General features: G+C 68.9%; 24 protein-coding genes. 9 read left to right on the top strand and 15 right to left on the bottom strand.

All coding sequences use genetic code 11. The annotated features are described in order from the left end of the window. Positions 1-152 precede the first annotated feature (152 nt). Positions 153-527, bottom strand: a complete 375-nt coding sequence (locus BN977_RS01395) for a hypothetical protein (RefSeq protein ID WP_131590001.1) — start codon at positions 525-527, stop codon at positions 153-155. Here BN977_RS01395 and BN977_RS01400 point away from each other — a divergent pair. After that, on the top strand, positions 520-3,279 hold the full coding sequence (locus BN977_RS01400) for a PQQ-dependent sugar dehydrogenase (protein WP_051560951.1): 2,760 nt from the start codon (positions 520-522) through the stop codon (positions 3,277-3,279). The two genes, BN977_RS01395 and BN977_RS01400, sit on opposite strands and share 8 nt — an antisense overlap. On the opposite strand, the gene BN977_RS01405 is transcribed toward BN977_RS01400, so the two are convergent. Continuing rightward, entirely contained in the window at positions 3,240-4,145 is a 906-nt protein-coding gene (locus BN977_RS01405) for an LLM class flavin-dependent oxidoreductase (RefSeq protein WP_036398213.1), read from the bottom strand. The two genes, BN977_RS01400 and BN977_RS01405, sit on opposite strands and share 40 nt — an antisense overlap. A 54-nt stretch (positions 4,146-4,199) precedes the next feature. Between BN977_RS01405 and BN977_RS01410 the strand changes: the two genes are divergently transcribed. The 4 genes from BN977_RS01410 (at position 4,200) to BN977_RS01425 (ending at position 7,537) form a co-directional block, all read left to right on the top strand. Then, complete coding sequence (locus BN977_RS01410) at positions 4,200-4,613, top strand: VOC family protein (protein ID WP_024450695.1); 414 nt, start codon at positions 4,200-4,202, stop codon at positions 4,611-4,613. Positions 4,614-4,687: 74 nt separating this feature from the next. Further along, a complete protein-coding gene (locus tag BN977_RS01415) occupies positions 4,688-6,007 on the top strand; it encodes a sensor histidine kinase (protein ID WP_036395884.1) in 1,320 nt (439 codons plus the stop codon). Further along, a complete protein-coding gene (locus BN977_RS01420; protein ID WP_036395886.1) occupies positions 5,995-6,639 on the top strand; it encodes a response regulator transcription factor in 645 nt (214 codons plus the stop codon). Before BN977_RS01415 ends, BN977_RS01420 begins: the two co-directional genes overlap by 13 nt. Before the next feature lie 13 nt (positions 6,640-6,652). Further along, complete coding sequence (locus tag BN977_RS01425; protein WP_036395888.1) at positions 6,653-7,537, top strand: DUF4097 family beta strand repeat-containing protein; 885 nt, start codon at positions 6,653-6,655, stop codon at positions 7,535-7,537. Here BN977_RS01425 and BN977_RS01430 read toward each other — a convergent pair. Then, positions 7,530-8,546, bottom strand: coding sequence for a nitronate monooxygenase (locus BN977_RS01430; protein WP_036395890.1), 1,017 nt, complete (start codon positions 8,544-8,546; stop codon positions 7,530-7,532). The genes BN977_RS01425 and BN977_RS01430 overlap by 8 nt on opposite strands. A gap of 99 nt (positions 8,547-8,645) precedes the next feature. Between BN977_RS01430 and BN977_RS01435 the strand changes: the two genes are divergently transcribed. Then, positions 8,646-9,044: a VOC family protein gene (locus tag BN977_RS01435; protein ID WP_036395892.1), complete on the top strand. Its 399-nt coding sequence runs from the start codon at positions 8,646-8,648 to the stop codon at positions 9,042-9,044. Here the strand turns inward: BN977_RS01435 and BN977_RS01440 are convergent. From BN977_RS01440 to BN977_RS01450, 3 genes are read right to left on the bottom strand one after another with little or no spacing between them, the layout of a single operon-like run. Further along, positions 9,035-9,505 carry an Rrf2 family transcriptional regulator gene (locus BN977_RS01440; RefSeq protein ID WP_024450689.1) on the bottom strand — a complete coding sequence of 157 codons (471 nt, stop codon included), beginning with the start codon at positions 9,503-9,505 and terminating at the stop codon, positions 9,035-9,037. The two genes, BN977_RS01435 and BN977_RS01440, sit on opposite strands and share 10 nt — an antisense overlap. Before the next feature lie 26 nt (positions 9,506-9,531). Then, positions 9,532-10,212, bottom strand: coding sequence for a pyridoxamine 5'-phosphate oxidase family protein (locus BN977_RS01445; RefSeq protein ID WP_036395895.1), 681 nt, complete (start codon positions 10,210-10,212; stop codon positions 9,532-9,534). Next, positions 10,209-10,799, bottom strand: a complete 591-nt coding sequence (locus BN977_RS01450; protein ID WP_036395897.1) for a cysteine hydrolase family protein — start codon at positions 10,797-10,799, stop codon at positions 10,209-10,211. Before BN977_RS01450 ends, BN977_RS01445 begins: the two co-directional genes overlap by 4 nt. 58 nt (positions 10,800-10,857) lie before the next feature. On the opposite strand from BN977_RS01450, the gene BN977_RS01455 reads away from it, so the two are divergent. Continuing rightward, positions 10,858-11,676, top strand: a complete 819-nt coding sequence (locus tag BN977_RS01455) for a mycofactocin-coupled SDR family oxidoreductase (protein WP_036395899.1) — start codon at positions 10,858-10,860, stop codon at positions 11,674-11,676. A gap of 87 nt (positions 11,677-11,763) precedes the next feature. Here BN977_RS01455 and BN977_RS01460 read toward each other — a convergent pair whose 3' ends face one another. From BN977_RS01460 to BN977_RS01475, 4 genes are all read right to left on the bottom strand, one after another. Continuing rightward, entirely contained in the window at positions 11,764-12,495 is a 732-nt protein-coding gene (locus BN977_RS01460; protein WP_024450685.1) for a 3'(2'),5'-bisphosphate nucleotidase CysQ, read from the bottom strand. Then, a complete protein-coding gene (gene cysN, locus BN977_RS01465; RefSeq protein ID WP_084172369.1) occupies positions 12,492-14,447 on the bottom strand; it encodes a sulfate adenylyltransferase subunit CysN in 1,956 nt (651 codons plus the stop codon). The genes BN977_RS01460 and cysN overlap by 4 nt, the downstream gene beginning before the upstream one ends. Beyond that, complete coding sequence (cysD, locus tag BN977_RS01470) at positions 14,377-15,306, bottom strand: sulfate adenylyltransferase subunit CysD (RefSeq protein WP_036395901.1); 930 nt, start codon at positions 15,304-15,306, stop codon at positions 14,377-14,379. The genes cysN and cysD overlap by 71 nt, the downstream gene beginning before the upstream one ends. Before the next feature lie 77 nt (positions 15,307-15,383). Then, the gene (locus BN977_RS01475; RefSeq protein ID WP_036395904.1) at positions 15,384-16,271 is read right to left on the bottom strand and encodes a carbon-nitrogen hydrolase family protein; all 888 of its coding nucleotides are present in this window, start codon (positions 16,269-16,271) and stop codon (positions 15,384-15,386) included. A gap of 107 nt (positions 16,272-16,378) precedes the next feature. Here BN977_RS01475 and BN977_RS01480 point away from each other — a divergent pair, with 107 nt between their 5' ends. Continuing rightward, a complete protein-coding gene (locus BN977_RS01480) occupies positions 16,379-16,990 on the top strand; it encodes a TetR/AcrR family transcriptional regulator (protein WP_036395907.1) in 612 nt (203 codons plus the stop codon). Here the strand turns inward: BN977_RS01480 and BN977_RS01485 are convergent, their stop codons facing one another. Genes BN977_RS01485 through BN977_RS01495 form a run of 3 tightly spaced genes read right to left on the bottom strand, consistent with a single transcriptional unit; the run spans position 16,991 to position 20,523 of the window. Beyond that, positions 16,991-18,334: an MFS transporter gene (locus BN977_RS01485; protein ID WP_024450680.1), complete on the bottom strand. Its 1,344-nt coding sequence runs from the start codon at positions 18,332-18,334 to the stop codon at positions 16,991-16,993. Between the two features lie 54 nt (positions 18,335-18,388). Continuing rightward, positions 18,389-19,399 carry a phosphotransferase family protein gene (locus BN977_RS01490; RefSeq protein ID WP_024450679.1) on the bottom strand — a complete coding sequence of 337 codons (1,011 nt, stop codon included), beginning with the start codon at positions 19,397-19,399 and terminating at the stop codon, positions 18,389-18,391. After that, positions 19,393-20,523 carry an Rv3169 family protein gene (locus BN977_RS01495; RefSeq protein WP_036395910.1) on the bottom strand — a complete coding sequence of 377 codons (1,131 nt, stop codon included), beginning with the start codon at positions 20,521-20,523 and terminating at the stop codon, positions 19,393-19,395. The genes BN977_RS01490 and BN977_RS01495 overlap by 7 nt, the downstream gene beginning before the upstream one ends. A 77-nt stretch (positions 20,524-20,600) precedes the next feature. Between BN977_RS01495 and BN977_RS01500 the strand changes: the two genes are divergently transcribed. After that, on the top strand, positions 20,601-21,155 hold the full coding sequence (locus BN977_RS01500) for a TetR/AcrR family transcriptional regulator (RefSeq protein ID WP_024450677.1): 555 nt from the start codon (positions 20,601-20,603) through the stop codon (positions 21,153-21,155). 60 nt (positions 21,156-21,215) lie between these two features. Here the strand turns inward: BN977_RS01500 and BN977_RS01505 are convergent, their stop codons facing one another. Both BN977_RS01505 and BN977_RS01510 read right to left on the bottom strand, forming a co-directional pair. Beyond that, on the bottom strand, positions 21,216-23,114 hold the full coding sequence (locus tag BN977_RS01505) for an ArnT family glycosyltransferase (protein ID WP_036395912.1): 1,899 nt from the start codon (positions 23,112-23,114) through the stop codon (positions 21,216-21,218). A 26-nt stretch (positions 23,115-23,140) separates the two neighbouring features. After that, positions 23,141-24,367: a bifunctional glycosyltransferase family 2/GtrA family protein gene (locus BN977_RS01510; RefSeq protein WP_191262682.1), complete on the bottom strand. Its 1,227-nt coding sequence runs from the start codon at positions 24,365-24,367 to the stop codon at positions 23,141-23,143. Between the last annotated feature and the right edge of the window lie 8 nt (positions 24,368-24,375).

The raw sequence follows: 24,375 nt of genomic DNA on the forward strand, positions 1-24,375 counted from the left end.
CATAACGATGCGAGTGGGTTGCGGCCACTCACGCGGCGCGCGTTTTCCGCTGTTTACACATTCCCCGCGCGATCATCCAATCCCGGTGCGATAGTTGCCCGCAAAGCTGTGTGCGAGCTTCTGAAATCCTTGGGGGACGTTGTGATCATCAGTCATCGGCAGGCACCGTCGACCACCACGACCAGCCCCACCGGATACGCCCGATACGTCGGACGCGTGGGCGCACTCGCCGTTGCGCTGGGAGTCACCGGCGCCGTCGCCACCACGCCCGGTATCGCCCGGGCCGACGACACGTCGTCGCAGTCGTCGTCTTCGTCGTCTTCGTCGTCTTCGTCGTCGTCGGGGGCCGACGCCGACACCTCGCCAACCGCCGACTCGCCCGCAACCGACGCCACGCCGCCTACCGGCACCAGCACCGGATCCGATACGGGCACCACCACCGGCACGACAGGCAGCACCGGGACGACGAGCACCACCACGCACAGCGGGTCGCAGACCGAGACGGATCTGGGCGGGGGCGTGATCATCCGCTCCTCCGGTGGCAGCACCTCGAACGCCGCCGAGTCGGACCCCTCTCACAGCGAAACCGAAAGCGAAACCGAGGACGAGGGCGAGGACACGGGCGAGACCGAGACGATCGACCCCACCGAACAGACCGGCACCGGTACCCCCGAGGACGGCACTGACCCCGGCGTCGACGACCCGTCCGGGACGGCCGGCGGTGCCCCCACCACGGCTCCCGACCACACCCCACCGACCACGACCAACTCGAGCGGTGGCAACGCCGACCCGCAACCGGCGACGCACAAGACGGCCCAGCCCAGCGCAAACTCGAGCACCCCGGCGCTCACCGGATCCCCAGGAGCACAACTGCTCAGCGCCGCGGCAACGGTCAACACGGCACCCAACCAGGCGACCGGCCCCACCGCAGCCGCGGTCGCCACCGCCAATCCGATCGCATCGTTCATCAAGCAGTTGCCCACGCCCAATGAGGTGTTCCAGCAAGTCAGGTCGTTCGTGACAGCCTGTGCGTGCACCCTGATCAACCAGACACTCAAGCTGGTCAACGGACTGTCGCAGACCATCTCGAACCTGATGGCATCCGGAGCCGGCGGGGGTACCGGCGACCCGGCTCAGACGCCGATCCTGTGGACCATGGTGGCGTGGGTGCGCCGTCAGATCGAAGGCGCGGTCACCGCCTTCAATCGATCCCCGCTGGGCGAATTCGTGCACGACGTGACCACGCGGATCACCACACAGATCCAAGAAACCATCAGCGGAATTGTCAATTCGCCACTGGGCTATACGATCTCGTCCCGCCTGACCCGATTCCTCCAGGAGTGCAACGGCACCGTGTCGCTGCCCGATGATCTGGATCGGCTGACGCTGGTGGGCGGGCTGAACGAACCGACCGATTTCGACTTCATCACGCACGTCGGCGACGACGGCCAGGAACACATCCACGCGATCGTCATCATCGAGAAGTCCGGTGCCATCAAGATCTACGACACCGAAGAGGGCACCCTCTCGACGCTGACATCGCTGCCCACCACCAACGCCAATGGCGAACGTGGTCTGGTCGGCGTCGAAGTCGACCCGTTCTTCAACGACCCGACCTCGGCCGGTTACCACAAGATCTACGTGGCCTACACCAACGCGCAGAACTACGACCAGCTCTCCAAGCTCACCGTCGACGCCAACCTGACGACGGTGCTCGGCGAGGAGGAGCTGCTGCGCTCCGACCAGCTGGGCAACGACTTCCACCACGGTGGCGAACTCGAGTTCGACCCGACGGGCACCTATCTGTACTGGGCGGTCGGCAACAACGTCGTCAACGAGAACTCCCACGACCTGACCACGATCCACGGCAAGATCCTGCGGATGAATCGGGACGGGTCGGCACCCGAGGACAACCCGTTCTACAACGACCCCGACCCGGACGTGGTGAAGCAGATCTACGCCATCGGGTTCCGCAATCCGTTCCGGTTCGGCTTCGCCCCGGACGGCACCCTGCTCTCCGGTGACGTCGGCGAGGCCTCCTGGGAGGAGCTCAACGTCGTCGTGGCGGGCGGCGACTACGGCTGGCCGCAGCAGGAAGGGCCGTGCAACAGCAACGGTTGCGGTGACACCCTGCCCCCGCTGTGGGCGTACCACCACACTCTTCCGCCGGCCAACGTCGGTTCGATCACCTCAGTGCTGTACTACGACGGCACCACCCTGCCCGAGGCATACCGCAACAAGGTGTTCGTCGCCGACTACTCGGTGGGCTGGATCAAGATGCTCACCCTGGACGACCAGTTCGAGAGCGTCATCGACGAGAAGACCCTGGACACCTCCGCCGGGGCGACCGTACAGCTCAAACAGGGCATCGACGGCAACATCTACCAGCTCAGCATCTATCCCGGCACGCTGAGCATCATCACCGCTTCGGGCGGCAACAAGGCTCCCGTCGCCGAGATCGACGCCTCGGCGACCTACTCCGGAAACGATTCACTGACAGTCGATTTCGACGGCACCGGTTCCTCCGACCCCGACGGCCCGAACCTGACCTACCAGTGGAACTTCGGCAACGGCCAGACCTCGACCTCGGCGACGCCGACCGTCACCTTCACCAACACCGGCGCGAACTACACCGCCTACACCGTGACGCTGACGGTCACCGATGAGGGCGGCAAGACCAACACGGCCACCCAGCGCATCGTGGTGGGCAGCGTCCCGCCGACCATCGAGCTCGGCAACATCGTGAACAACTACAACGCGGGTGACACCATCACCTTCAGCGCTTCGGCCGGTGACGCCGAAGACGGTCCGCTGCCACCCAGTGCCTTCGAATGGAAGGTGGTGTTCCACCACAACACCCACACCCACCCGTTCGTCGACAGCATCGTCGGCACCGACGGCAGCGTCACCATCCCGACCACCGCCGATCAGCTGGCCAGCACGTGGTACCGGATCGAGCTGACCGTCACCGACAGCAGCGGACTCAAGACGACGACCTACAAGGACGTGTTCCCGAATCTGGTGGACTTCACCGTCACCGCGAGTAACCCGAACGCCACCTTCACCGTGGACGGGGTTCCGCACACCGGGTCGTTCAGCGAGCAGGGCGTCGTCGGGGTGCAGCGCGTGCTGGGCGCGCCGTCGACGCAGCACACCGCGGCCGGTGAACTGATCTTCATCGGCTGGGGTGACGGCGGGGCGCAGACCCACACCGTCACCACGCCGGCCAGCAACGCCAACTATTCGGTGACCTTCGGACTGGCACCGGCCCTGGTCTGAACGACCTCGGCGACCGCCCGCACCTGCCCGATATCCGAGGACGTCGGGATGAGATGCACCTCGTCGGTGCCGATCTCGGCGAAGCGGTCCAGCACGCCGGCCAGGTCGTCCTCGGTGCCGGCCCAGCCGGTGTGCGGCGCCATGGCATCGACGTACTCGGCGGGGATCCAATTCATGTAGCGACGCAGATGACGGTGAATCTGGTGGCGCGCGGTGTCCTGATCCCCGAGCGCGAACCAGAACGACGTGGCCAGATGCGGTGCGGGCCGGCCCGCCTGTGCCCAGGCGGTCCTGGCCACCTCGAACAGCTCGTTCTGTTTGGCCACGTCCAGATCCAGTGTGGTGCCGGCCAATCCGGCCGCCCAAGTGGCGGCGCTGCGCACGGTTTTCGGCCCGAGGGTGCCGACCCACAGTTCCGGACCGCCGGGTTGCACCGGCGCCGGACCGACCGGCAGCACCGAGTCGGTCACCTTTTCCGCGTTCCACACCCGCCGCATCACCGCGACCCGGTCGGCCATCTGCCGCATGGTCTGGGTGGCCGGGTCGGCACCGGCCGCGAGGTAATCCTCCCGGCGTCCGCCGACGCCGAGCCCCACCGTCAGCCGGCCACCACTGAGCACATCACCGGTGGCGAGCCCCTTGGCCAGCAGCACCGGGTCGTGCAGCTGCGGCACCAGCACGGTGGTCACCAGCCGCACCCGGTCGGTCCACGCCGACAGCGCTCCCAGCAGGGTCAGAGCGTCGGGATTGTCGAACGCGATACGTTCACCCCAGCACAGCGACGAGAACGGTCCGTCGTCGATGATCGTCGCCCACCGCTTGAGCACCGCCGCGTCCAGATCCGGTTCCATCACCGGCATCGTCATTCCCACCTGCACCTCCCGGATTCTGGCATGCACCCCCGCTGCCAAGATGGCGTCATGACGATCTCGACCACATCGATCTCGCACGTGCGGCTCACCGTCACCGATATCGAACGTTCCCGGCAGTTCTACGAGGGCGTGTTCGGCTGGCCCGTGCTGGTCGAGTTGCCCCCCGGTGCCGACGCCGCGACCAGGGAAGCGTTGGCATTCCTCTACGGAGGGGTGATCTACGACCTGGGCGGCGCGCTGATCGGGTTGCGCCCGGTCGGCGCGGACCGGTTCGACGAGGACCGCACCGGCCTTGACCATCTGGCCTTCCGGCTGACGGACAAGGCCGAGCTGGAAGCGGCGGTCGAGCATCTGGACGCCCTCGGCGTCGTCCACGAGCCCGTCAAGGACGTCGGCCCGCTGTACGTGCTGGAGTTCCGCGACCCGGACAACATCGCACTGGAGCTCACCGCGCCCAAGTGAGCGGGGGTTATCCCCCGCACGGTTCGGCGGAAAACGCGGTGTCGCGGGGAGCTGCGGATCCATAGGTTGTTCTCATGGTCGCAATCACGTCCAGTACCCCCGCAGACACCGTCGAGTCCACCGACACCGCCCCGACGGTGGTTCCCCACCACCGGACGATCGGGGTGGTGCCCACCGCCTCGATGGTCGCCGGTGCGGCGTTCGGCACGGTGTGGTTCTGGATTCCGTTGTCCATCTTGGTGATCGGCATCTCGTCCATCCCCTCGGTGATCGGCTTCGTGGTGTCCGCGGTGGTGTTCGCCTACCTGATGCGCGGGGTGGAATGGATCGAGCGGCTGCGCAGCGAGGCGGTGTTCGGCCAGCAGATCCCGGTACCGCCGCGCCACCTGTCCCCGTACACGGGTTTCCAGCGCTGGGCGCACCAACTGTGGCTGGACATCAGCAGCAGCCGGTTCTGGAAGGCCACCGGCCAGCATTACCTGCGGATGCTGTATGACCTCATGGTGTGCGGGATCGCGCTGGGCCTGCTGGCGTTCGCCATCCTGGCGCCCGCCTTCGCCTCGGCCATCCGGCGTAGTGACCCGGACTCCGGACTGACCTTCATCTCCCCGCCGCTGGCCTGGCTGCTGGCCGTCATCGCGCTGGCCGCCGCGGTCGCGTTGCTGGTGTTCGGCCCGGCCGTCGATGCGAAGATCGATCGCTGGCTGCTGGCCGCCTCCCCCACCGCGGCGCTGCAGTACCAGGTCAGCGCCCTGGCCCAGGCGCGCCAAGGCGCGGTGTCCTCGGCCCAGACCGAACGTCACCGCATCGAACGCGATCTGCACGACAGCGTGCAGCCCCGGCTGGTATCGCTGGCCATGACCATCGGGCTGGCGCAGACCAAACTCGACACCGACCCGGCCGCGGCCAAGCAGCTCATCGGCGAGGCGCACGCCGACGCGATGAGCGCCCTGGCCGAGCTGCGCAACGTGGTGCGCGGGATCGCGCCGACCATCCTCACCGACCGCGGCCTGGACGCGGCGCTGTCGGCGGTGGTGCAGCGCACCCAGATCTCCGGCGTGCCGACCACCCTGGACGTGCACCTGCCCACGCGGCTACCGGACGAAGTCGAATCGGTCGCCTACTTCGTGGTGGCCGAGGCGCTGACGAATGTGGCCAAACACGCCCAGGCCGGGCAGGCCGTGGTGACGGTGCGTTATGACGAGGTGGGCCGGGTGCTGCACGTGTCGGTGTACGACGACGGGCGCGGCGGAGCCGAGATCGGCACCGACGAGGACGCCACCGGATTGCGCGGGCTGACCGAGCGGGTGCGCGCGGCCGGCGGCACGTTCACGGTGTCCAGCCCCGTCACCGGCCCCACCATCGTGACGGCGGTGCTGCCATGCGCATCGTGATCGCCGAGGATTCGGCGCTGCTGCGGGCGGGGATCGAGCGCATCCTCGCCGATGCGGGCCACGAGGTGGTGGCCGGTGTTCCCGACGCCACCGGGCTGCTGAACCTGGTCAACGAGCATCACCCGGATCTGGCCATCGTGGACGTCCGGATGCCGCCGACGTTCACCGACGAGGGGATTCGCGCGGCGGCGCTGCTGCGCTCGCAGAACCCGGAATCCCCCGTGCTGGTGCTCTCGCATTATGTCGAGGAGCGCTACGCGGCCGACCTGATCGCCTCGGACACCAAGGGATTCGGCTACCTGCTCAAGGACCGGGTGGCCGATGTACCGGCCTTCCTCGACGCGGTCGAGGTGGTGGGCACCGGCGGCACCGTGCTCGACCCGGAGGTCGTCTCGCAGATCCTGGTCCGGTCCAGGCGCGGGGCGGTCCTCGACGAGCTGACGCCGCGGGAACGGGATGTCTTGCAGCTCATGGCCGAAGGCAAGTCGAACTCGGCGATCAGCGCGGCGCTGCACATCTCGGTGGGCTCGGCCGAGAAGCACATCGCGTCGATCTTCACCAAATTGGCGCTCACCCCCGATGACAGCGAGAACCGCCGCGTGCTGGCCGTCCTGCGCTACCTCGAATCCTGAAAGGGCTCTCCACGTGACCATCACCCCTCCCGGCACGCTCACCCCGCCCGCACCGACCGACCCGCCGCACCTGTCCGGTGGCGGCCGCGGCGTCATCCGCGTGCTGCTGGTCGCCGTCGCCGTCGTCGTCATCGTCGGCGCGGTCGCCGGCCTCGGAGCGCTGGCCTGGGGGCTCAGCGCATTCCGGGTCGTCACCGACCATCAGACGCTGCCCACCGCCATCCGGTCGCTCACCCTGGACACCGCCGATTCGCCGGTGGCCGTGCGTATCACCGCCGACCGCGACGCCACCGAACCGCGTATCGATCTGCGCATGGTGGCCTCCACTCGCAACAGCGACCAGCATTTGCGGGTGACCAACGACGCCGACGGCACTCATGTCATCGTCGCCGGGGCCGCGGACGGGCTCTTCGACTTCGGCGATCCGGGCGAGGTCACCGTCACCCTGCCGCCGGAGACCGGGCGCCGGCTCGCGCTGACGGTGCGCCAGAACACCGGTGTGTTGCTGGCCCAAGCCGACCTGGATCAGCTGACCGCGAGCACCTCGGACGGTGCGGTCGTGCTGCGCGGCGCGGTCCGCCGGGTGGAGGTCCGCGCCCAGGACGGCGAAATCACCGCACGCGAACCCATCTCGGTGGCCGAGTCGTTCGACGCGGCCACCACCCAGGGCGACATCTCGGTGAATTTCGCCGACGTGGCACCGCGGCAGGTGCAGGCCGTGACCCGCGACGGCGATATCTCGCTGTCCCTACCGGCGCCCGGCCCCTACCTGGTGCACGCCCAGTCCGGCGGGGCCGCCACGGTTCGGGTACCCGAGACCAGCGACGCCGCCCGCGCCGCCGGGCAGATCACCGCCCGCTCCGACGACGGGAACGTCACCATCGACACGCTCAGGTGAGCGCGGCGATGATGTCGGCGGCCGGGCCGGAGGTGATCTGGCGGAATCCGGTGCCGGCCCAGATGTTGGTGGCCTGCGGATCCCCGGCCCGCACCGACGCGGCGCGCACGGGACTGGTCAGGTAGTGCACCTCCGGATAGCCCAGCGGGGCCTGCGCGTCGTGCTCGTCGATGAAGCGGTTGCGCAACCCCCGCGCGTAACGACCCGAGAACGCTTTGGTCACAACGGTTTCGGTGAACGCCGGGTCGCGCAGGGCGGCGCGGTGCACCGGGCTGCTGCCGGCTTCGTCGGCCAGCAGGAACGCGGTACCCAGCTGCGCGGCGGCCGCGCCGGCGTCGCGCACGCGCCCGACATCCTCGGCGGTCATCAGGCCGCCGGCGGCCACCACCGGGACCTCGGTGGCCGCCAGCACGTCGGCCAGCAGCTCATCGAGGGGTTGGGTGGCCGGCCGGACGGCGGGGTCGTAGGTGCCGCGATGACCACCGGCAGCGGGTCCCTGCACGGCCAGGGCGTCGAAACCGCGGCCGACGGCTTCACGTGCTTCCGCCAGCGTGGTCACGGTGGCCACCGTCGTGATGCCGGCGGCTTTCAGCCGGGCAGTCTCCGCGGCGCTGGGCGCCCCGAAGGTGAAGGACACCACCTCGGGCCGTAGATCGAGCACGACCTCGAGCTTGGCCGCCCAGTCGTCGTCGTTGAACTTCGGCTCGCCGAGGTCCACCCCGTAACGCTGCACCTCGCCGGACAGTGCCGCGCGGTAGCGGTCGATATCGCCGGGCTGCACCGCACTGGGTTGGGGTGCAAAGAGATTCGCGCCGATCGGTCGGGTAGTGAGCTTGCGGGTGGCGGTCAGCCGTTGGGCGAAGACGTCGGCCGACAGGTACCCCGCCGCGACGAACCCGAGGCCACCGGCCTCCGAGCCGGCCGCCGCCAGTTCCGGGGTGGACGGACCGCCTGCCATCGGCGCCACCAGGATCGGGGCCGTCAGATCTCGCAGAGTGAACTCACCCATCGCACACCACCTTCATCCGTTGCACCGTGGAGAACATCGCCGGACACGGTGATCATCCCATCCTGGGCATATCCCGCCGGCGGTGGTTGACTGGGCGAGATGGCTATCGCGTTCAACCACACCATCGTGGCGGCCGCCGACCGTGAGGAGTCGGCGAGGTTCTTCACCGAGATCTTCGGCCTGCCGCCCGCCAAGGAGTTCGGCCCGTTCCTGGCCGTCGAAGTGAGCAATGGCGTCAGCCTGGACTTCGCCACGGCGCGCAACGCCGATTTCCCGCCGCAGCATTACGCGTTCCTGGTGTCCGAGGACGACTTCGACGCCATCTACGGGCGGATCCGTGAGCGCGGGCTGCAGCACTGGGCCGATCCGCGCGGCCGGCACTCCGGCGAGATCAACCACAATGACGGTGGTCGTGGCGTGTACTTCCAGGATCCCGGCGGGCATTACCTGGAGATTCTCACCCGGCCGTACGGCTCGGGTGGCGACGCTCAGGCGTGACCGCGTTCGCTCTCCTGGCCGAGGTAGTCGCGCGCCAGGGTTGCCACGTGAGCGGGCAACTCGCCCGCGGCCACGTCGGCGAGGCTGGTCTGTTCCAGCACCGAGCGCATGCTGGCCCGCAGGGCGCGCCAGACGTCGGTGAGCGCCGCGGTCGGACCGGAGTACGGCAGGTCGCCCAGGCCGATATCGCGCACGCTGGCCAGCGGTCCGTCGATGCAGCGCAGCACGTCCGCGACGCTGATCGCCGACGCCGGGCGGGCCAGTTCGTAGCCGCCCTCCCGACCGCGGTGGCTGCGCACCAACCGGTCGGTGCGCAGGTCGGAGAGGATATCCACGAGGAACTGCGCCGGGATGCCCTGGGCCTTGGCCAGGTCGTCGGTCTTCACCAACTCCCCGTCGCCGACGGTGGCCAATTGCACCATGGCGCGGACGGCGTACTCCGCCTTCGCCGACATGCGCATACCGCGGATTCTGCCAGGCCCGCCGCTCAGCTCACGGGCGGCGCCACGTTGCGCACCGTCCCGGTCATCCCCCGCACCGAGTCGGGCACCGGGATGGCGGGGTCGCAATCGGGTGCCGGCTGCGGCGTCCCATAGCTGAGCACCATCGGAACCACGCCGGCCCAGCCACCCGCCTCGATGTCCGATTCGGCGTCCTCGGGCCAGCCGGCGCTCACCTTGAGCGACCAGTTGTCCGCGCCGATCGGCATCCGCAGCGCCATGCTGGCCACCAGTTCCTTGCGGGTGCTGGGCCGCAGTTCGGCGACCCGGCCGGGGATGAAGGTGTCGGTGAGCGCGTTCAGGTAGGCGGCCTTGCGGTCCTCGGGAACCGGCTCGAAGCTGCCGAACAGCACCGCCGAGCGGTAGCGGAACGACGACTCGAAACTGCTGCGCGCCACCACCACCCCGTCCAGCGTGGTCACCGACACCGCGGCCGGGGCACCCTCCGACAAGGCCCGCAGCCAGGGTGATCCGGTCGACCCGTGGATCACCAATTCGTCTGCCAGCCTGGCGAATCCGATCGGGAACGCCACCGGATGCCCGTCGCGCACCAGCGCCACGGTGGCCAGCGGGGTGCTGTCCAGCAATTGGTCCAGCACCTCGCGGGAGGTGTCCTGCTTTTCCCGCAAGCGGGTGACGCTGGTCGAGGGCCTGACCGATTCCGTCATGGGATATCAGCCGCCCCCGGCACCACCACGGCGAACAGGTCCGACAGCGCGGCCAGGCTGGCGGCCTGGACCGTCGCCGCGGCCACCGGCCCGTCGGGACCCGGCAGCGCCCGGGTCGCGGTGGCTGCGGCCACCACCGTCGGCGCGAACGCGAGATTGAACGCGCCACGCGCAGTGGAGTTCACACACATGTGCGTCATGAACCCGGCCAGGATGAGGTTCGAGGCGCCGACGGTCTTCAGTTCGGCCTCCAAATCGGTCTCCACGAAGGAATTCGGATAGTTCTTCACGATCACCGGTTCACCACCGCGCGGGGCGACCTGAGCTGCGATGGCGCCCGACTCGCCGGTGATGTCGTACAGCGACCCGGGTCCGTCATCGTGCTGGATGTGGATCACCGGAATGCCCGCCGTCCTCGCGCGCTCCAGCAGCAGCGCCGTTTCGTCCAGCGCGGCCTGCACTCCGTCAAGCTCCATCACACCCTGGGTATAGGTGTTCTGGCAGTCGATCAGGACCAGGGTGGACTCCGTGAGCGGAGCCGGGGTCGCGGGCAGGCTGGCGAGTTCACGCAGGGTGGGTCGAGTCACCCCATGCAGCCTAGTCAGAGGTCGATGAGTTCCGCCGGTCCTGGCAGTCTGTTCGGACATGGAACCACTCGACGGCAAGGTCGCGTTGATCACCGGCGGCGCGCGCGGACAGGGCCGCGCGCACGCCACCACCCTGGCCGCGGCGGGTGCCGATATCGTGCTGTGCGATATCGCGGCGCCTGTCGAGGACGTCGCCTATCCGGCCGCGACTCCGGACGATCTAGCGGCGACGACGGCGGCGGTCGAGCGGCTCGGGCGCAGGTGCCTGACCGCAACGGCAGACGTGCGAGACCTTGCCGCGTTGCAGAATCTGGCCGACCGGGCGGTCGAGGTGTTCGGCCGGCTCGACGTGGTGATCGCCAACGCCGGCATCGCCACCGGCGACCCGGTCGCCACCATGTCCGAACAGCGGTGGCGCACGATGATCGACGTCAACCTGACCGGTGTGTTCAACACGTTCCGGGCCACGGTGGGACATCTCGTCGACCGCGGCACGGGCCATCTGGTGGCCACGTCGTCGATCGTCGCGACGACCGGCGCACGCAACGCCGGCCACTACGCCGCCGCCAAGGCGGGAGTGGTGGCCCTGGTGAAATCACTGGCCTACGAGGTGGCCCAGCACGGCATCGTGGTCAACGCCGTGCTGCCCGCCGGGGTGGACACGCAGATGATCCAGCACGACGAGATCTACCGGATGATCCGGCCCGACCTGGACAATCCCGGCCGGGCCGACGCCGAAGAGGTGTTCGCCAAGGGCCGACCGCGCCCGGGTCTGCTCGATCCGCAGGACGTGGCCGACACCGTCCTCTACCTGGTGACCGACCGGGTGAAATGCCGTTCCGGAGAATCGATCACGCTGGCCAACGGGATGGACTAGGGACCCGTGGATCACGTCAATAATGCGATATCACCGGTGATATCGCGTTTGGCAAGTGACCCCAGCAGGTCGCTCAGAGCGGCGACGTCAGGCGGCGGTGACGGCCAGCACCGCCTGCGCCAGTTCCGGGCGACACACCACCAAGTCGGGCAACAACACGTTGTCCTGGTTGTAGACCAGTGGCGAACCGTCGATCCGCGAGGTGTGCAACCCGGCGGCGCGGGCCACCGCGACCGGTGCCGCGGAATCCCACTCGTACTGCCCGCCCGCGTGCACGTACACGTCCGAGACGCCCTGCACCACCGATGCGACTTTGGCTCCGGCCGAACCCATTTCGACCAGCGTGCCACCGAGGGCGTCACGCACCGCCAGCGCCACCGCGGGCGGGCGGGTGCGCGACACCACGATCCGCGGGGTCGCGGGGGCGGCGGGCGGGGCGGGCACCGTGGGCGTGGCCAGTGTGACGCCCTGGGCGGGCAGCGCCACCGCACCGGCGACCAACTCCCCCGCCTGCCACAGTGCGACATGCACGGCCCAGTCGGCACGGCCGAGTTCGGAGAACTCGCGGGTCCCGTCCAGCGGGTCGACGATCCAGACCCGGTCGGCGCGCAGCCGCACCTTATCGTCGGCACCTTCCTCGGACAGGACCGCATCGGCGGGCCGGTGCTGGGCCAGGGCGGCCATCAGGAAGTCGTGGGACCGCTTGTCCCCCGCGGCTTTCCGCGCCGCCGCGTCGGCATCGGCCAATTCGTCGCGCACACCGAGCAGCAGCTCACCGGCCTCGGTGGCCAGCCGGGCCGCCAACTCGTGATCACTCATTCCCGAGTACCTAACAGGTCGATCACCCGTTGCGCCAGTTCGTCGGCGGACTGATCGGGCGTCAGCCGCAGATCCGGGTTCTTCGGCCGCTGGTAGGGGCTGTCGATACCGGTGAAGTGGGTGATTTCACCACGGCGAGCTTTAGCGTAGAGCCCCTTCGGGTCGCGGCGTTCGCAATCCTCTAGCGGGGTATCGCAGAACACCTCGAAGAAATCGAACCCGCGATCGGCGTGCACCCGGCGCGCCAGCTCGCGGTGTTCCTCCAGCGGGCTGATGGCGGGCACCAGCACGATCTGCCCGGAGTCGGCCAGCAGCGTCGCGATATGGGCCAGCCGGCGCAGGTTCTCCGCCCGGTCGTCCATCGAGAAGCCGAGATCGGCGTTCAGGCCGTGGCGCAGGTTGTCACCGTCGAGCACATAGGCGGGCCGACCGGCGGCCAGCAACTTCTGCTCGACAAGCATTGCCACCGAAGACTTTCCGGAACCGGACAGCCCGGTGAACCACACCGTGGAGCCCTTCGACAGCCGGTCGGCGGCGGTCACCAGATTCTGGTGACGTACCGCGTTCGGGCTGGCCGTGCGAGTCGCGGCGGGCTCGGTGTCGCGCACCATGCCGGCGGCGACGGTGCCGTTGGTGTCCGGGTCGATGAGGATGAACGACCCGGTCGCCGAGTTGCGGGTGTACTCGTCGAGCAACAGCGGGGTTTGCGTGCGCAGCGTGACCCGGCCGAGTTCGTTGAGCTTGAGTGCCGTCGCGCTCTTGTCGCGGTGCAGGGTGTTGACGTCGAGCCGGTAGTCCAACGCCGTCACCCGCGCACGGGTGGTCCGGGTGGTGTGCTTGATCAGGTAGTCCCGGCCCGGTTCGAGGGCCGAGCCGTCGGCCATCCAGCACACCGTGGCGTCGAACTCGCTGGTGGTGTGCGGCTGGTTGTTGGCCCGGGCGATCATGTCACCGCGCGAGATGTCGATGTCGTCGGCCAGGCTGATGGACACGGCCATCGGCGGAAACGCCTCGGTGACAGGGCCGTTCGGGCCGTCGATCGCGGTGATCGCGCTGGTCTTGCCGGCCGGCAGGACCACCACCTCGTCGCCCGGTCGCATCACCCCGCTGGCCACGGTGCCCGCATAGCTGCGGTGATCGGCGTGCTCGCGGGTCTGCGGCCGGATCACGTACTGCACCGGGAAGCGCACGTCGACCAGGTTGCGGTCGCCGGCGATGTACACCTCTTCCAGGTGACTCAGCAGCGCGGGGCCCTCGTACCACGGCGAGACGGCCGATTTGGTGACGACGTTGTCGCCGTTGAGCGCCGACAGCGGGATGGTGGTGACGTCGTGCACGTCCAGACGTGCGGCGAATTCGTGGAATTCGTCGCGGATCGCCTCGAAACGCTTCTGGTCCCAGTCCACCAGGTCCATCTTGTTGATGGCCAGCACGATGTGCTGGATGCCCAGCAGCGAGGCCAGGAAGGCGTGCCGGCGGGACTGCTCCAGCAGACCGTGCCGGGCGTCGACGAGCACGATCGCCAGCTGCGCGGTGGAGGTGCCGGTCACCATGTTGCGGGTGTACTGCACATGCCCCGGGGTGTCGGCGATGATGAATTTCCGCTTGGCCGTGGCGAAATAGCGGTAGGCCACGTCGATGGTGATGCCCTGCTCGCGCTCGGCGCGCAGCCCGTCGGTGACCAATGCCAGGTCGGTGTAGTCGTTTCCGCGTTCCTTGGAGGTGCGCTCGACGGCGGCCAGCTGGTCCTCCATGACGGCCTTGCTGTCATACAGCAGCCGTCCGATGAGCGTGGACTTGCCGTCGTCGACGGAGCCGGCAGTGGCGATGCGAAGCAGCGTTGCCATCAGCTGTGCTCTCTTTTCTTCGCGCGAGCGCTCATCAGAAGTACCCTTCCCGCTTGCGGTCTTCCATACCGGCCTCGGAGATCCGGTCGTCGGCGCGGGTCGCACCGCGCTCGGTGAGCCGCGACACCGCGGTCTCGGCGATCACCTCGGAGACGGTGCCCGCCAACGATTCCACGCAGCCGGTGCACGTGACGTCGCCGACGGTGCGGAACCGGACGGTCTTCTCGATGACCGGTTCGTCCTTACGCGGCTGCATGTACTTGTGCACGGCCAGCAGCATGCCGTCGCGCTCGAACACCTGACGCTGATGCGCGTAGTAGATGGACGGCAGCTTGATCTTCTCGGCGCCGATATAGGACCAGATGTCGAATTCGGTCCAGTTCGACAGCGGGAAAACCCGGATGTGCTCGCCCTTGCGGTGCCGGCCGTTGTACAGGTTCCACAGTTCCGGACGCTGGTTCTTCGGGTCCCACTGGCCGAACTCGTCACGGAAGCTGAACACCCGCTCCTTGGCGCGGGCCTTCTCCTCGTCCCGGCGGGCGCCCCCGAAGGCGGCGTCGAACTTGTTCTCCCGGATGGCGCGCAACAGGGTGAACGTCTGCATCGGGTTGCGCGACGGGATGGTCTCCACCACCCGCCCGGCGTCGATATCGTCCTGCACCTTGGCGACTACCAGGCGCACCCCGTGCTCGGCGACCAGTTCGTCGCGCGCCTGCAACACCTCGTCGAAGTTGTGCCCGGTGTCGACGTGCATGACCGGGAACGGCAGCCGGCCCGGGGCAAAGGCCTTGATGGCCAGATGCAGCATGACGATCGAGTCCTTGCCACCGGAGAACAGCAGCACGGGCCGTTCGAACTCGGCGGCCACCTCGCGGATGATGTGGATGGCCTCGGCCTCCAGGGCGCGCAGGTGGCTCAGCTCGTAGCGCGCGGCGGCCGGGTCCAGCTCGGCCGGGGCACTCATCGCATCTCCATAAAGTTGGTAGAGATGACCAAGATTGCAGACATGACCGGGAATCTAATCGCCGGTGCGCAACAGTGTCAATACTGTGGCGCGACGGTGCCCCGGCCCGCACCCCAGGTCTGCGGGTCGATCTTTCCTCCGTAGAGCGGCAGCTCGACCGGGCTGTCGCCGGGCCGGAACTGCTCCCACAGCCGGTTGAGGCCGGCGGTGCCGTACCGGCGCACGCGGGCGGCCTCGGCCAGGTCGAGGACGTCGGTCAGCACGGCCATCTCGGCGCCGGGCACCTGGTTGCGGACACGGCCTTCGGGATCGACGAGAAGGCTGCGACCGATGCCGGTCGGGCCGGCCGCGTTGACGCTGGCGACGAAGACCTGGTTGACGATCGCGTTGGCCCGGGCCAGCACCACCTCCTGCTCACGGTCCACGGTCGGCGTCTGCACCACGTTGAGGATCAGGTCGGCGCCGAGCCAGGCGAGCTGGCGGGCAATCTCGGGGAACCAGGCGTCGTAGCAGATGGTCAGCCCGACGCGGCCGTGCTCGGGGATGTCGAAGACCACGAAGTCGGCCCCCGGCGTCACCGTCTCATACGGCCGCCACGGGGCGATCTTTCGGTACGCCGCGACGCGCTCGCCCGCCGGCGAGTACACCGGCGCCGTGTTGTAGACGAGGCCGTCGTCGCCGAGCTCATAGACGCTGCCGGGGACCAGCCAGATCCCGAGCTCGCCGGCCAGGGCCGCCAGCGCGGCGCCGCGCGGGCCGTCGATCGGCTCGGCCAGCACGCGCGGGTCCACGGCCGGGGCACCGGGCTCGACGGCCGGGGTGTCGAGGTGCAGCTCGGGGAAGACGACCAGGCGCAGGCCGGGCCGCTGCGCGATGAGCGCGCGTACCTCGGCGGCAAACCTGTCGAGGTCGCGCGTGGGCAGGGCGGGCGCCTGCACGAGCGCTATGGGAAGCGGTGCTGCCATGCGAGACCCTTTCGTGGTGCCGGTCACGGTATTCGTTAAACAAACTTTAGATAACAAATGGGCCGACGGTCAACGAGGGGACGCTGGGCGCATGCCACGATGGAGCCATGCCCCGACCTCGCGACCAGGCCGCGCGGCGCGCCCAGCTCGTCGAGGCGGCGGCGCAGGCGGTGATCAGTCGGGGCGCGGCCCATGCGCGGCTGCGGGACGTCGCCGCCGAGGCCGGCCTGACCCCCGCCTCGGTGCTGTACTACTACCCGGATCTGGGCGAACTCCTGGCCGCCGTGTTCGAGCGCGGCACCCGGACCTACATCGAGCACCGCCGCGAGAGCGTCGACGCGGCACATGGTGCCTGGGCCCGGCTGCAGGCCTGCATCCGGTCGGGGGTGCCGTTTCCCGGCGATGCCGAGATGACCAGCCGACTGCTCTACGAGCTGCTGCCCGTGACGTTCCGCAACGAGAGCGCGAACCAGCGGCAGCGCCGGTTCGTCGCCGACCAGGCGGAGCTGTATCGGCAGATCCTGGCGGACGGCGCCGCGAGCGGCGAGTTCGATCTGGTCGACGACGCCGCATTCCTCGCCCGCGGCTTCGTCGCCCTCGAGGACGGCTACGGCATCGAGGTGCTCTCGAACGAGGCCGGCGCCGAGCAGGTCTACGACCTACTCGTGCGCCACGCGCGACTGGTCACCGGTGTGGCCGCGACCGCGCGGGCGCGCTGATCACCGACCTCGCGTGCCGGCGCCGCTGACCTGCGCCCCGGCGTCCCCTGGCAGACGCAGCGTCTCCACCAGCGTCACCGCCATCAGCGCGCCCAGCACCAGGAACACCGGCGGGTACGACGACAGCAGGCTCAACAACAACGCGGCCAGCGCGATACCCAGACCCGCGGCCAGTTCCTGCACCGAGGCGTTGAGGGTGTTGGCGTGGGTGAGCTCGTCGCCGTCCACATCGGAGAACGCCAGGCTGTTGTAGGCGGTGAATCCGATGGAGCGCAGCGCCCCACTCAGATAGAGCACCACGGCGATCAGTGCCACCGGCACCCCGGGCCGCAGCGCGGCCAGCAGACCGAAACACGCCACCGAGGCCACCCCGTTGACCAGCAGCACGGTGCGGATCCCGAATCGGCGCATCAGCGGTGTGGTGATCGGTTTGATGGTGAGGTTGCCGGCGAACAGGGCGGCGACCATGAGCCCCGCCGCGAACGGTGTCCAGCCGAACTGCAGCTGGAACTGCAGCGGCAACAGAAACGGCACGGCGGTGATCACCAGGCGGTACAGCGAGCCGGCCGACACCGTGATGCGCAGCGTGCGCACCCGTAGCACCCGCAGCTTGACCAATGGCGTTGCGGTACGCAGCAGATGCCAGAGCGCCGCCGCCAGCAACACCACCGCGCCGGCCCCGCAGGCGCCGACCAACAGCCAGTCGGTGCCCGTGACCCGGATGTGTTCCAGCGCGATCAGTGCGGCGGCGATGCCACCGCCCAGCGCAACGATGCCGGGCCAGTCCAGCGGTGTCCGCTCTTGCGCCGGTCCGCCCCGAATCAGCTTGAGCGCCAGCAGGAAACCGATGATGCCCAGCGGAATGTTGACCAGGAAGATCCAGCGCCAGCTGCCGACGGTCGCGATGGCGCCGCCGAGCACCGGAGCCAGCACCGGCGCCGCGAGTGCCGGCCAGGTCAGCACGGCGATCGCCCGCACCAGATCGGCCTTGCCGCTGAAGCGCAACACCGCCAACCTCCCGACGGGCACCATCATGGCGCCGCCGATCCCCTGGGCGATCCGCATTCCGACCAGCATGGGCAACGACACGCTCAGCGCACATCCCACCGAGGCCAGGGTGAACACCGCGATGGCGGCGATGAACACGCGCCGGATGCCGAACCGGTCGGCCATCCAGCCACTGGCGGGGATCAGCACCGCCACGGTCACCAGATACGCCGTGATCGCCACGTTGACGTCCACGGCCTCGACACCGAACTGCCCGGCGATGGCGGGGATCGCCGGGGTCAGGATGCTGGCGTCCAGGATCTCCATGAAGAACGCGCCGGCCACCAACAGCGCCACATTCCGGGGAAACGGCGGATTCTCGGGTGCGGCCACACCGGAAAGGTAGTGAGTTCAGCTGTTCATGACCAAGTCGATTCGCTGCGCGCAGACGTCGGCCAGGTCCACTCCCGGGATGCGCGCGTTCAGCCGGACCAGTGGGACCGCCAGCAGCAGCGGCGCCGTCACATCGGTGAAGGCGAGGTTGCCGACCCGGTGCCCGACCGCCCGCTCGTAGCGGTCGATCGTCTCCTCCCGGCTGGGCGTGCCCGGCGCCGGCGCGTGGCCGGGCAGCGGGCTGCTGACCCAATCTGTCATCAGTAACCAACTGATGTCGGCGGCCTGATCACCGAGATGGGCGATCTCCCAGTCCAGTACGGCCCTGGGCGTGAAATCGGGCCGGTACAGCACATTCGACATGCGGGCGTCACCCCAGCACAACCCCACCCGCTCCGGCTCGTAGCGGTGTGCCTCCAGCCAGCTCAGCGCGCGGACGAACGTCGGGTGCAGCGCGGCGCCGCCGTAGGCCCATTTCAGGGCGGAGCGCAGGAACGTGGTCAGCGCCTCGGGTGTGGACGGGCCGAGGAAGTCGAGTCGGTGGGCGTGTGGGTCGACGCGGTGCACGGCCGCGATCATGTCGACGCAGCCGTTCCACAAGGCGGCACGGCCGCGGTCGTCGGTGTCGGCGAAGATGCCCGCGCCGTGATAGGCCGGCACGTCACTGACACCGACCACGCCGTCGATGCGGTCCATCACCAGGTACGGCGTGCCCAGGGCGTCGCCGCCGGGATCGATCCAGCGCACCGACGGGACCGGCACCGGCGAGGACACCAGCCGCTGCATGACCAGGTACTGGCGGCGCAGGTCGTAGTCGGGCAGGATCGGGAATTCCGGCGGCCGTCGGAACACCAGGCCGAGGGTGCCGCCGTCGTCGAGCCCGGTGATGTCGAAAAGGAAAGTCTCGGTGGAGAATCCGGTGGAGCTGGGCGCCCAGTTGACGACGCGCGCTGAACCGGCGCCCGGGATACGTTGACGGACAATGGCTTCGAGTGCCGCGGGCAGCTCGCCGGCGGGTGTTCTCACCATCCGGTGTATCCGTACCGCGGGTAGGCTCCGACGAACACCATCTCGACCAGTCCATGTCCGATTTTCGGGGCCTCGCCTTCGCCGGCCATCCGGACCTCGCACAGCGTCTCGGACAGGAAGCTCACCGGCCTGACGACGTCGAGATCGGTGGTGTCGGCGGTGAAGCCGTCCAGGAATTCCTTTCCGCGCCAGTGCCCGGACGCGTATCCCCCGACCTCCATATAGCCGGCCAGCCCGGGCCAGAAGTCGGTGATCGGGCTGACCTCGATGGTGCTGGTGGTCCGGTCGCCGCGATGCACGGTGAAGGTGCCACCGCTGATCACCCGTAGGTCGTCGCGGAACTTCAGATCATGTTCGACGTCGATGATGGCTGCGGCCGGACGCTCGGTGTGCAGAGGGTGCAGGATCTCTCCCTCGAATTGCCACCGCTGCCCCGTGCTGGTCTCCCGCTGCGCGAAATGCACCAACTCGTCCTCGAATTCGAAGATTCCCATGTAGTAGAGGGTGCCGTCCGGGACCTCCTGCGGTTGTAGATGCGCACCTTCGGACAGGCTGCCGCCGCCGGGTCCGTTGCGGATGCCCCAGGAGTGGTCGCGGCCGAACCACCACCGCCGCGGGTCGATCTCGATGCGCTCGCCGTCGATCTCGATCCAGCCCTCCAGCTCACCGTTCTGGTAGAAGCGCCGGGCGTCCTCGCTGACCCGGCCGCGGCTGCGATGGAACGCGGCGGTCTGCTCATAGGCCGGGAACCGTCCGCGCAACCGCAGGTCCAGGGCGACGCCCTGCTCGTTCGGGGCCAGTTGGGCGCGCACCGTGCGCAGCGGCTCCTGCACCGAATAGGTGAATGGCCCGACGGAATACGTTCCCAGAGCGCCGGTTTGGGGATTCAGTTCGGTGGACATCCGGACCACCCGGGCCTGCCCGTCGCGGCGGGTGATCATGGCGTAGGCGTCGGTGACGTTGCGGTTGGGATAGCGCGCCAGGCCGGTCATCACGTTGATTTCGCCCGAGCGGTCGAACCCGTACATGACGATGCGCTCGGTCCAGCGCAGGTCCGATTGCGAGACGTGGTCGAACGTCGTGGGCAGTTGATGGCAGAGCAGTTCGTCGTGCGGGGTGAGCATCGGTGGTCCCTCCCGGGCCTAATTACGTTATTGGCCATAACGTAATAGATGAACCGGGAAACGGCTAGGTTTTGGACATGACGAGCACAGCGGGCCGCCCACGCGACCCGGCCAAGGATGCCGCCGTGCTGCGGGCCACCCGCGAACTCCTGGTCGAAGCCGGCTACCAGGGCACCACCATGGTGGCCATCGCCAAACGGGCCGGCGTCGGTGCCCCGACGCTGTACCGCCGCTGGCCCACCAAGGAGGCGCTGGTCGAGGATGCCGCATTCGGCCACCCCAGCCCGGCGCCCCTACCCGCCGCCACCGGTGACGTGTACACCGATCTGCGCACCTGGGTGGCGCTGTTCCTGGACTGGCTGGCCAACCCCGTCACCCGCGCCGCACTGCCCGGCCTGCTGACCGCGTACCACCGCGACGAGTCGATCTACAAACGGCTGGTGCTGCGCGCCGAGGCCGATGTCCGCGCCCTGATGGCGGAGCTGCTCGGCGGCGACGCCGAACGCGCCGACACCGTGTTCGACTTCCTGGTCGCCACCACCGTGGTCCGGGCCATGACCCGCGGCCTGGCCGACCGCGAGGCGTTCTGCGACCGGACGGCCGCCGCGCTCACCGCCCTGGCCCGCGCGTGAATCTGCGATTTGTGGAGCGGCACCCGTAATGATTACGGGTGCCGCTCCACAAATCGCCGGTTAGGTGAGGGGTTTGCTCAGGTCGTAGACCGTGGTGCCGCCCACGTCGAGCTTGGCGTAATGCTGCGCCACCCATGCCGAGATCTGGCTGCCGGCACTGTCCTTGTCCGACCCGGGTCCGCCGTGCCCGCCCGGGCCGCGGTCGGCGGCGATGAAGTACCGCACCTGCCCGTCGGTCACGTAATGCTGGAACTGCTCCAGGGTGGGCGCGTTGTCGCCGCCGGCGAAACCACCGATCGACATGATCGAGGCACCGGTCGCCAGCTCCAGACCGCTGGCCTGCATCGAGCCGATCGTCGCTGCGGCCCAACGGTTGTCGAGCCCGGTGATGAGCGCCCGCAATGCGGTCTCATCCTTTTCCTTGCCCCAGCCGCCGGGCGGGCCGAAATCGCCGCCGCCGGCGCGGGCCGGACCCGAAACCGGCATCGGACCACCGGAATGACCGTTGGCCACCGTGGAGATCGAGTACACGGTGCTGCCCGCGAAGCCGAACAGCAGGGCCGCGGTGGCCACCGCCGCGGTGGCCCGGCCCAGCTTGTGCACCCGCACCGCGAGCACCACGGCCACCAGCACCGACCCGACCAGCACGATCCAGCGCACCGCCGGCCACCAGTCCGGGGTCCGATCGAGCAGCACGAACGTCCACACCCCGGTGCCGGCCAGCATGACGGCCAGCACCAGCCGGGGCACCGGGAACTGACGGCCCTCCCACAGCTCGGCCACCGAAATGCCCAGCAGCGCAGCCACCGCGGGAGCCAGGGCCACCGCGTAATACGGGTGCACGGTGCCGTCCATGAAGCAGAACACCGCACCGGTGACGACGAGCCAGCCCGCCCACAGGATCAGCTGCGCACGCACCTTGCCGGTGCGCGGGCTGCGCCGGGTGAACCACACCGTGGCGACCAGACCGATCAGCGCGGCAGGCAGCAGCCAGGACACCTCGGTACCCATGAAGTCGTTGAACAACCGCCCGAGCCCGGGTTCCCCGCCGAAGAACACGTTCCGCCCGCCGGGACCACCGCCCGGGAAGTGCCCACCACCGCCGCCGGGCTGGTTGTTACCGGTGATGCGCTGAATGCCGTTGTAACCCAGGGCAAGCTGTAACAAGCTGTTGTCGGTGGAGCCGGCGATATAGGGCCGGGCGTCGGCGGGCCACAGCCCTACCAGGGCGATGTACCAGCCGGCCGAGAACACCATCGCCACCACACCGACGGCGACCGCACCCACTCGCCTGCCCAGCGTCGCGCCGCCGGCGATCAGGAATGCCAGCCCGAGGCCGGGCAACACCAGGAACGCCTGCAGCATCTTCGTCAGGAACGCGAAGCCGACCGCACCGCCGGTCAGCGCCATCCATTTCGTCATGTTGGCCACCGACGCGGTGCCGATGGCCCGCACCGTGCAGTACGCGGCGATCACCAGCAGCAGCACCAGCAGCGCGTCGGGGTTGTTGTAGCGGAACATCGACGTCGCCACCGGGGTCAGCGCCAGGGCGGCGCCGGCAATCAGCCCGGCGCCCGGCCCGCTGCACCGCCGCACCGTGGCGTACAGCACGGCCACCGCGGCCACCCCCATCAGGGCTTGGGGCAGCAGCATGGTGAATTCGCTGAAGCCGAACAGCCGGCCCGACAGGCCCATCACCCACATCGCCGCGGGCGGCTTGTCGACGGTGATGGCGTTGCCGGCGTCGAAAGACCCGAAGAACAACGCCTTCCACGACTGGGTGCCGGCCTGCGCGGCGGCGGCGTAGTAGCTGTTGGCCCACCCGTTCGAGCCCAGGCCCCACAGGTAGAGCACCGCGGTGCCGGCCAGCAGGGCCAGCAGGCCCGGCCGCTCCCAGCGGGCCTGGGTGGGCTCGCCCAGCAGCAGCCGGGCGGCCGGCCGGGTATCGGTCACAGTCATGTCAATCCTCTTGATAGCAGAGTGGTCTAGGCGGCGCGGCGCGGATGGAACACCCAGCCGCGCAGCAGGACGAAGCGGACGGCGGTGGCCACCAGATTGGCCAGCACCAGGACGGTCAATTCGACCAGCTTGTGCGGCTGCGGGACGAAGGTATGCAACCCGGCCAGCGATCCGCTGGTGATGGCCAGCGCGATGCCGAAGACGATCAGGCCCTCGAACTGATGCCGGGCCGCGCCTGCCCCACCGCGCACGCCGAAGGTGAACCGGCGGTTGGCGGCGGTATTGGCCACGGCGGTCACCAGCAGCGCCACCAGGTTCGCGGCCTGTGCGCCGATGGACGCGTGCAACGCCATGAACAGCAGCAGGTAGGCGATCGTCGAGGCCACCCCGATGGTGCCGAATCGCACCACCTGGCGCAGCAACGACCGCGGTGCCGCCGCCCGCCGCGAACCCAGTTGGGCGGCAATGGTGTTGATCGGGATGGAACCGTTGGCGAAGCCACGCAACAGCCGGCCCACCCCTTTCAGGTCGGCGGTGGCGGTGGCGATGATGTCCACCCGGCTGTCCGGGTCGTCGACCCAGTCCACCGGGACCTCGTGGATGCGCAGACCGGTCCGCTCGGCCAGCACCAGCAGCTCGGTGTCGAAGAACCAGCCGGTGTCCTCGACGTACGGCAGCAGCTCGCGGGCCACGTCGGCGCGGATGGCCTTGAATCCGCACTGGGCGTCCGAGAAGCCGGCCGCCAGCGTGGATTTCAGGATGAGGTTGTAGCAGCGGGAGATGATCTCGCGCTTGGGGCCGCGCACCACCCGGGAGTTGCGCGACAGCCGGGTGCCGATCGCGAGGTCGGAGTGCCCGGAGATGAGCGGGGCCACCAGCGGTGCCAGCGCGGCCAGATCGGTGGACAGGTCGACGTCCATGTAGGCCAGCACCGGCGCATCCGAGCACGACCACACGTGGTGCAGGGCCCGGCCGCGGCCCTTCTGCTCTAGTCGCACCACCCGCACGTCGTCGAGTTCGGCGGCCAGCTCGGCGGCGATCCGCGGCGTGTCGTCGATGCTGGCGTTGTCGGCGATGGTGATGCGCACCGGGAACGGGAAGTTCTCCCGCAGGTGCCGGTGCAGCCGGTGCACCGAGTTGGCCAGCGCGGCCTGTTCGTTGTACACCGGCACCACCACGTCGACCACCGGCACGGCGTGGGAGCGGGCGGTCTGTACGGCGTTGGGCCGTGCGGCGGAGGCGATGTCTGTCATGAGATCCA

The organism is Mycolicibacterium cosmeticum, assembly GCF_000613185.1.
In the GTDB taxonomy this organism is placed as follows: Bacteria; Actinomycetota; Actinomycetes; order Mycobacteriales; family Mycobacteriaceae; genus Mycobacterium; species Mycobacterium cosmeticum.

Bases quoted from the DNA above. Each gene is read 5' to 3' on its own strand.
- BN977_RS01500 (WP_024450677.1), top strand. From the start codon at position 20,601: ATGACGAGCACAGCGGGCCGCCCACGCGACCCGGCCAAGGATGCCGCC.
- BN977_RS01395 (WP_131590001.1), bottom strand. From the start codon at position 527: ATGATCACGCCCCCGCCCAGATCCGTCTCGGTCTGCGACCCGCTGTGC.
- BN977_RS01455 (WP_036395899.1), top strand. From the start codon at position 10,858: ATGGAACCACTCGACGGCAAGGTCGCGTTGATCACCGGCGGCGCGCGC.
- BN977_RS01420 (WP_036395886.1), top strand. From the start codon at position 5,995: ATGCGCATCGTGATCGCCGAGGATTCGGCGCTGCTGCGGGCGGGGATC.
- BN977_RS01440 (WP_024450689.1), bottom strand. From the start codon at position 9,505: ATGCGCATGTCGGCGAAGGCGGAGTACGCCGTCCGCGCCATGGTGCAA.
- BN977_RS01490 (WP_024450679.1), bottom strand. From the start codon at position 19,399: ATGGTGAGAACACCCGCCGGCGAGCTGCCCGCGGCACTCGAAGCCATT.
- BN977_RS01505 (WP_036395912.1), bottom strand. From the start codon at position 23,114: ATGACTGTGACCGATACCCGGCCGGCCGCCCGGCTGCTGCTGGGCGAG.
- BN977_RS01460 (WP_024450685.1), bottom strand. From the start codon at position 12,495: ATGAGTGATCACGAGTTGGCGGCCCGGCTGGCCACCGAGGCCGGTGAG.
- BN977_RS01410 (WP_024450695.1), top strand. From the start codon at position 4,200: ATGACGATCTCGACCACATCGATCTCGCACGTGCGGCTCACCGTCACC.
- BN977_RS01415 (WP_036395884.1), top strand. From the start codon at position 4,688: ATGGTCGCAATCACGTCCAGTACCCCCGCAGACACCGTCGAGTCCACC.
- BN977_RS01480 (WP_036395907.1), top strand. From the start codon at position 16,379: ATGCCCCGACCTCGCGACCAGGCCGCGCGGCGCGCCCAGCTCGTCGAG.
- BN977_RS01405 (WP_036398213.1), bottom strand. From the start codon at position 4,145: ATGACGATGCCGGTGATGGAACCGGATCTGGACGCGGCGGTGCTCAAG.
- BN977_RS01475 (WP_036395904.1), bottom strand. From the start codon at position 16,271: ATGGCAGCACCGCTTCCCATAGCGCTCGTGCAGGCGCCCGCCCTGCCC.
- BN977_RS01430 (WP_036395890.1), bottom strand. From the start codon at position 8,546: ATGGGTGAGTTCACTCTGCGAGATCTGACGGCCCCGATCCTGGTGGCG.
- BN977_RS01435 (WP_036395892.1), top strand. From the start codon at position 8,646: ATGGCTATCGCGTTCAACCACACCATCGTGGCGGCCGCCGACCGTGAG.
- cysD (WP_036395901.1), bottom strand. From the start codon at position 15,306: ATGAGTGCCCCGGCCGAGCTGGACCCGGCCGCCGCGCGCTACGAGCTG.
- BN977_RS01495 (WP_036395910.1), bottom strand. From the start codon at position 20,523: ATGCTCACCCCGCACGACGAACTGCTCTGCCATCAACTGCCCACGACG.
- BN977_RS01445 (WP_036395895.1), bottom strand. From the start codon at position 10,212: ATGACGGAATCGGTCAGGCCCTCGACCAGCGTCACCCGCTTGCGGGAA.
- BN977_RS01510 (WP_191262682.1), bottom strand. From the start codon at position 24,367: ATGACAGACATCGCCTCCGCCGCACGGCCCAACGCCGTACAGACCGCC.